The following is a 6,251-nucleotide window of genomic DNA, read 5'->3' on the forward strand; positions in this document are numbered from 1 at the left end:
ATATCTCATCAATACATTAGAAAGTTACAGATAGACTTGAATAATAGACCTAAGAAATGTTTAAATTACTTGACACCTAATGAAGTACATTTTGGTATCTCTATAAACATTGAGAATACAATCTAGCTTTTTATTTTTTTGTTTATTGGTTTTTTAGCGCTTTGAATTTTGGTGGATAGTTAGTTGCTATCGTAATTCAAAGCAATAAACTCATACAAAAATACTTAGATATGATTTCTGTATTCTCACGTACTTCATGTATGAGGTGAGCGAATTATAGACCTGTTTTAAATTTTGTCAATTAAAATTTACACCTAGTGAAAACTTGAATTAATAATAGTTTTATTAGATAATGGTATTTAGATAAAAAATACCTTAGACACGGGAGTTTGGTATGTCTAATTTAAATGAAGTTGGTAAAGTCTACGAGCGTCCCTGGGGAACTTATCAAACAATTAATTTTACAGATAAGAGTCAAACTAAAATAATCACTGTAAAGCCTAAAGGACAATTATCTTTACAGAAGCATTTCAAAAGGGCTGAGCATTGGGTAGTGGTAACAGGTAAGCCAACTATAACTGTTGATGAAAATGTCAAACAATATAATGTTGGCGAGCATATCTTTATTCCTAAAGAGGCTGTGCATAGATTAGAGAACTTCACAGATAGTGATATTCAAATTATTGAAGTTCAAGTTGGTGACTATCTTGGTGAAGATGATATTGTACGCTTAGAAGATATTTATAATCGTGGTTAATTCTTTATTTTACATGAAAAAATTCTTATTGAATCTCTATCTCTAATCATCTAAAATATACCTTATAGCTAATTTAAATCAATCATTATGGAGTTACTGATGAGTATAAAATCAAAAGCAGCTGTAGCATATAAATCAGGTGCTCCATTATCTGTAGAGATAGTAAATGTGGCATTACCAAGAGATAATGAAGTGCTAGTTGAAATTAAGGCTACTGGGATATGCCATACAGATGCATATACGCTTTCGGGTAGAGATCCGGAGGGACTTTTTCCAGCCATATTAGGTCATGAAGGAGCTGGTGAAGTTGTAGCGGTTGGCAAAAATGTAACATCTGTTAAACCTGGTGATCATGTTATTGCTTTGTATACTCCAGAATGTAGAGAGTGTGAGTACTGTTTAAATCCTAAAACAAACTTGTGTCAAGCAATTAGAGAAACTCAAGGAAAAGGTCTTATGCCAGATGGTAGTTCAAGGTTTACTACTCAAGATGGTAGAGAGATTTTTCATTATATGGGTTGTTCAACTTTTTCAAATTATACTGTTTTACCGGAGATCGCTGTAGCTAAGATTCGTAAAGATGCACCTTTGGATAAAGTTTGCTATATTGGCTGTGGAGTTGCAACTGGTGTTGGTGCCGTTGTTAAAACAGCAAATGTTGAGGCTGGTGCTAGTGTTGTTGTATTTGGTCTTGGTGGGATTGGTCTAAATGTTATTCAAGGTGCTAAGCTAGTTGGAGCAGGGCAGATTGTTGGTGTTGATACTAATAATGATAAGAAAGCATTAGCAGAAAAATATGGGATGACAGATTTTGTTAACCCTAATGAAATTGATGAAGACTTAGTGCAGCATTTAATCCGTCTAACAGGAGGTGGAGCTGATTATAGTTTTGAGTCTATTGGTAATACAAAAGTTATGCGTCAGGCTTTGGAGTGTGCTCACAAAGGCTGGGGTGAAAGTGTGATAATAGGCGTTGCTGGAGCTGGTGAAGAGATATCTACTAGACCATTCCAGCTTGTAACAGGTCGTACTTGGAAGGGTTCAGCATTTGGTGGTATGCGTGGCAGAACAGATGTACCAATGATTGTTGATTGGTATATGGATGGTCGTATTGATATTGATAGTCTTATTACTTCAAATATTAAGATAGAAGATATTAATAAAGGCTTTGAAAATATGCATAACAATATAAGAACAGTAGTTACTTTTTAGATTCTCTATATATTTATTTCCTGCGTACATTCGCGAGAATGACTTGGTGATTAAATCAATAGCCTTTAGATTAATTCATTATCAATGTTTGATAGTAAATTTGTTAGATAAGAAATTATAGGACAAAAACTTAGAAAATAAATTACTTGTTGTTATAAGCTTTGATAGCTTTGTCTAGAAGCTCAAGAGCTCTTTTTAGAGCTTTTTCTTCTAAAATGTATGCAATTCTTATTTCATCTTTACCAAGACCTTTGGTTGCATAGAAATCCCCAGCAGGAGAAACCATTACTGTTTCTTTATTATCTTCAAAGTCTGTTAGTAACCATAATGCGAACTTCTCAGCATCATCAATAGGAAGTTTAGCAATTACATAAAAAGCTCCAGTAGGCTTTTCACAAACTACATTATCCATTTTTGAAAGAGCTTCAAAAGTGATATCTCTTCTTTTTTGGTATTCCGTGTTTACTTCTTTTAAGTAATCTTCAGATACTTCATAAAGAGCTGCGGCACCAATTTGTTCAAGAGTAGGTACACATAGTCTAGTTTGGCATAGTTTAGTAACTTCTTTGATGAAGTCTTTGTTTTTTGTACAAAGAGAACCGATTCTAGCACCACAAGCACTATAACGCTTAGATACAGAGTCAACTATGATTACTCGATCTGCAACACCTTTGATGTTGCCGAAAGATGTACAAGTAAGACCATCATAAGTGAATTCTCTATAAACTTCGTCACTTATTATGAATAAGTCTTTCTCTTTAGCTACTTCTGCCAAAGTTTCTAATTCTTCTTTAGAGTATACAACACCAGTAGGGTTACCTGGGTTAGAGATCATGATAGCACGAGTTTTATCGGTTACACATGCTAGAATCTCTTTTTTTGAAGGTAAGTGGAAACCTTCTTCAGCTTTTGTAGTAATTGGTCTAATTGCTACATCAACCGCAGTTGTAAAACCATTGTAATTTGTATAAAAAGGTTCTGGCACAAGTATCTCTTCGCCAGCATTACAAACAGCAATCGCTGCAAATATTAACGCTTCAGAGCCGCCATTTGTAATTAGGATCTCGTCTTCAGCAAAATCCATACCAAATCTTTTGTAGTACTTTGAGATTGCCTTGATTAGGCTAGGCTCACCATTAGCTACTGAGTATGCGATAGTCTCTTCATCAAAAGCTCTGATAGCATCCATAAACTCACTAGGAGTTTTGATATCAGGTTGACCTATATTTAGGTGGTAAACCTTTTTGCCTTGCTTTTGAGCTGCTATAGAATATGGCACTAACTTACGTATAGGAGAGGCTTGCATAGCCCTAACTCTTCTTGATAATTGCATTTAGTAAATCCTTTTTGTTTGACATTGGTTTAAGATATACAATTTGATTATAATATATTTTCAAAGCTTAAAAAATTATAAATTAGTAAAATTAAGCTAATTATTTGAACTTGTTACCTATTACTACTCATTTAATCGAATGCTATTTTCGATTATTAATAAATTTAGAATTTCCACAAAAGTATATATAATGAAGAGGTTACAATATTTCGGGTAATATTAGTATGCTACAACATCTGGCTATTAAAAATTTTGCGATTATAAAATCTACAGAAATTGACTTTAGGGAGGGTATGACTGTTCTAACTGGAGAGACAGGAGCCGGCAAGTCAATTTTACTTGATGCTTTGAGTTTTGTACTTGGTGCGAGGTTAGAAAAAACGTTTTTACAAGATGGTAATGTAACTGAAGTTTCAGCGACATTCTGTATCAAAGATAATCAAAAAGCAAAAAGACTATTAGATGAACTTTTTGTTAATTATGAGAATGATGAATGTATATTTAGAAGAGTGGTTAATAAGTCTAAACAGAGTCGCTTATTTATAAATGGTAGTGTTGCTAAGGCTACAGATGTCAAAAAAATCTCAGATAAGCTTATAAATATTTATAGTCAGAACTCTCATCAAGATTTGCTCGATCCTAAATCGCAACTAAGTCTATTAGATAGTTTTGCAAATAATGATGAAGTTTTAAAAAAAGTCTCTAGTGCTTTTTATCAGTTACAAAAAGTTAATACAGAGATATCAGAGCTTCAGGAGTATGTAGATGGACAAAATAGCCAGCGTGAATTCTTGGCGTATAAGCTTGATGAGCTTGTGGGATTAAATCTAGAAGAGAATGAGTTTGAAGAGTTATCCCTGCGTCAAAAAGATCTCTCAAGTGTTGATGATATTGGTTATAGTCTTAACTATATTTTAAACTTAATGTATGATGCTGATGTCAATGTTATAGCGATGTTAACTGACCTTGAAAAAGAAGTATCTAAACTTGATGAAGTATCTTTCAAAAACCTTCAGGAGCTGATTTCGCAAACTAAGGTGTATGCTCAAGAAAGCTATGATGAGGCACAGAATAGACTAGAATCACTAGAGCAAGACCCAGAAGAACTGGCAAAAATTGAACAAAGGATGAGCGAGATATATGACTTTGCACGTAAACACAAAGTTGAACCTAGCTATATGTATCAGTATATCCAAGAGCTTCATGCTGAGTTAGAGAGTTTTAGTCAAGATGGTGAGAAATTAGCTCAACTAAATCAACAAAAGCAAAAGCTTGAGCAAGAGTATGATAAGTATGCACAAGAGCTAAGCCAGGCACGTCAATTAGCCGCAAAAGAATTCTCTAAGCAGGTTGAGAAAAATATCCGCTCTTTGAATATACCTAAAGGTAGCTTTGTGGCACAGATTTTGTCATCTCAGAATAAGACATCTAAAGGTATAGATGAGTGTCAATTTATGATTAACTTCAATCTAGGCGAGCAACTTGCACCAGTTAGAAAAGTCGCATCAGGTGGTGAGCTAAGTAGGATAGGGTTATCAATTCAGGCTGTATCAGCTGCTAAGAGATCTTATCCAACATTAGTTTTTGATGAGGTTGATGTCGGTATATCAGGAGCTACTGCAGAGATTGTTGGTAAGTTACTCAAGAAGCTGTCAGAGAGACTACAGGTGTTGTGTATAACACACCAGCCACAGGTAGCAGCTCAAGGTCAAACACATTTACATGTATCTAAGAAGTATCTTAAAAATACTACAGAATCAAAAATTATAGAGCTAAGTCAGCAACAACGCATTGAAGAGATAGCTAAAATAGTAGGAGGAGTAGATATTTCAGAAAATACTCTATCGCATGCTAGAGAGCTTTTGGGTTTGTGATTGCCTCTGGCCTTATTTTGATCTTTTGTGTTGTCTTTACAAAAAAAGCAGTCATTCCCACTCAGGTGGGAATCTTTAGGCGATTAGTAATATATGTAGTGTCAGATCATTGATCTGTCAGTTGCTATATATGGCTATGTAAGACAGCACACTGTGCTGTCACTACAATAAACATGTCAAAGTGGTGCTACCCAGAAGCAATTTGCCAATTGCTTCTAAGATTCCATGGACAAGCCGGTGGAATGACGCACTACAATTAACTAAAACCTGTCATTCCGGACTCGATCTGGAATCTCCTAAGTACTAACAAAAGTACTTTCGCAAGTATGCGGGACATTGCTAGATGTTAGCGTAGAAGCATTTGTGTTATGAGAGCATTTCCACTGGAATGTGCTACCACTAACTACACCACTAAGTCTGATAATATCCTTATCATTGGTGAAATACTATGGAGAAGTTTCGCTTAGGTTTATGTCTATTGTTGCCCCTGAAGTGCTTCCTGTTACGGTGACGCCTGTAGGTAGATCATAAGTCTGTTGTGAGATATCTTTGTTATTGTTAATATCATTTTGGATACTGGCTTTGACATTACCAATTATATTCATTGACTCAATTATTGAGGCACGTTCTTTATGATTGGAGTATATTGGTATTGCTACAGCTGCTAAGATAGCAATAATTGCGATCACAACCATTAACTCAACCAAAGAAAAACCTTGCTGTTTTTGCATATTTTTATAAAACTAAAAAACTATAGTGAAGAAATTATAGCAAAAAAAATCAAAATAGAAATTAAGATAAAATTTTAGAGAGCTAGATTGTATTCTGAAAGTTTTAAATAGTTGAAAGAGAGTTCCAAATATAGTTTATTAGGTTTTGACGAAACTAAAATAAACGATAAGGAACTAAAAAATGCCAAAGCACTTAACTCTTTCAAATAGATATTGTATAGAAGAATTACTTAAATTAGGATACCAAACATCTCAAATAGCCAATAAAATTGGCTATAGTGAAAGAGCTATAAAAAAGGAACTTAATCGCACTAGTATAAATAGTGACTATAATGCTGAGATAG

The 6,251-nt window shown here is 34.3% G+C and carries 5 protein-coding genes and 2 pseudogenes; 5 read left to right on the forward strand and 2 right to left on the reverse strand.

All coding sequences use genetic code 11. The features are described 5' to 3' along the window. From F8C69_RS11500 to F8C69_RS08495, 3 genes and pseudogenes are all read left to right on the forward strand, one after another. Positions 1–126 (forward strand): annotated as a pseudogene (locus tag F8C69_RS11500) (IS30 family transposase); the annotation flags it as partial. Between the two features lie 268 nt (positions 127–394). After that, positions 395–757, forward strand: a complete 363-nt coding sequence (locus tag F8C69_RS08490) for a phosphomannose isomerase type II C-terminal cupin domain (RefSeq protein ID WP_159184878.1) — start codon at positions 395–397, stop codon at positions 755–757. 99 nt (positions 758–856) lie between these two features. Next, positions 857–1,969, forward strand: a complete 1,113-nt coding sequence (locus tag F8C69_RS08495) for an S-(hydroxymethyl)glutathione dehydrogenase/class III alcohol dehydrogenase (protein ID WP_159184879.1) — start codon at positions 857–859, stop codon at positions 1,967–1,969. A gap of 142 nt (positions 1,970–2,111) precedes the next feature. Here F8C69_RS08495 and F8C69_RS08500 read toward each other — a convergent pair whose 3' ends face one another. Continuing rightward, entirely contained in the window at positions 2,112–3,302 is a 1,191-nt protein-coding gene (locus tag F8C69_RS08500; protein WP_159184880.1) for a pyridoxal phosphate-dependent aminotransferase, read from the reverse strand. A gap of 224 nt (positions 3,303–3,526) precedes the next feature. Here F8C69_RS08500 and recN point away from each other — a divergent pair, with 224 nt between their 5' ends. Continuing rightward, positions 3,527–5,176, forward strand: coding sequence for a DNA repair protein RecN (gene recN, locus F8C69_RS08505; protein WP_159184881.1), 1,650 nt, complete (start codon positions 3,527–3,529; stop codon positions 5,174–5,176). A gap of 296 nt (positions 5,177–5,472) precedes the next feature. Here the strand turns inward: recN and F8C69_RS08510 are convergent. Next, positions 5,473–5,907, reverse strand: a pseudogene (locus tag F8C69_RS08510) (prepilin-type N-terminal cleavage/methylation domain-containing protein). 181 nt (positions 5,908–6,088) lie between these two features. Between F8C69_RS08510 and F8C69_RS08515 the strand changes: the two are divergent. Beyond that, the coding region (locus F8C69_RS08515; RefSeq protein WP_159183823.1) for a helix-turn-helix domain-containing protein at positions 6,089–6,251 on the forward strand (163 nt) is incomplete at its 3' end.

It is taken from the genome of Francisella noatunensis subsp. noatunensis (assembly GCF_009823375.1).
GTDB lineage: Bacteria > Pseudomonadota > Gammaproteobacteria > Francisellales > Francisellaceae > Francisella > Francisella noatunensis.

Coding starts and splice junctions, on each gene's coding strand:
- F8C69_RS08500 (WP_159184880.1), bottom strand. CDS start 3,302: ATGCAATTATCAAGAAGAGTTAGGGCTATGCAAGCCTCTCCTATACGT.
- F8C69_RS08490 (WP_159184878.1), top strand. CDS start 395: ATGTCTAATTTAAATGAAGTTGGTAAAGTCTACGAGCGTCCCTGGGGA.
- recN (WP_159184881.1), top strand. CDS start 3,527: ATGCTACAACATCTGGCTATTAAAAATTTTGCGATTATAAAATCTACA.
- F8C69_RS08495 (WP_159184879.1), top strand. CDS start 857: ATGAGTATAAAATCAAAAGCAGCTGTAGCATATAAATCAGGTGCTCCA.